Source organism: Alicyclobacillus suci (assembly GCF_017329615.1).
GTDB lineage: Bacteria > Bacillota > Bacilli > Alicyclobacillales > Alicyclobacillaceae > Alicyclobacillus > Alicyclobacillus suci.
Genome location: NZ_JAFMTW010000166.1, coordinates 1 through 468, shown reverse-complemented (window position 1 = coordinate 468; position 468 = coordinate 1). Strand labels below are relative to the sequence as shown.

General features: G+C 55.6%; 1 protein-coding gene. It reads left to right on the top strand.

Annotated elements, in window-relative coordinates; genetic code table 11:
• Positions 1-10 precede the first annotated feature (10 nt).
• Positions 11-468: transposase (locus J3482_RS20270; RefSeq protein ID WP_206923098.1), on the top strand; the 458-nt coding region annotated here is incomplete at its 3' end.

Genomic DNA, 468 nt, shown 5'->3' with positions numbered 1-468 from the left:
TGACGATTCTTTGAAAGACCTCTTTCTGCAGGATGGGGGTGTCGCGAAGTTGGTCGAACAGGTGCTGAATCAGGTATTACAGGCTCAGGTCACGGAACAACTGAAAGCGAGTCCGTATGAGCGGACTGATGAGCGGCGAGGGTACCGTAACGGAACATTGCCTCATCCCATCACGACACGTGTTGGGCGGCTCATCCTGCAGGTTCCACGGATTCGCAATGGCGAGTTTTCAACGGAGCTGTTTGCCCGTTATCAGCGCAGTGAACAGGCACTGGTGATTGCGTTGATGGAGATGGTGATAAACGGTGTATCCACTCGCAAGGTGGCCCAGATCACGGAGGAGCTTTGTGGGACGGAATTTTCTAAGTCCACAGTGTCGGCGCTGTGCAAGCGGTTGGATCCCATCGTCGCAGCGTGGAACGAGCGCAGCTTGCGGGAGCACCGATATCCGTTCGTCCTGGTCGATGC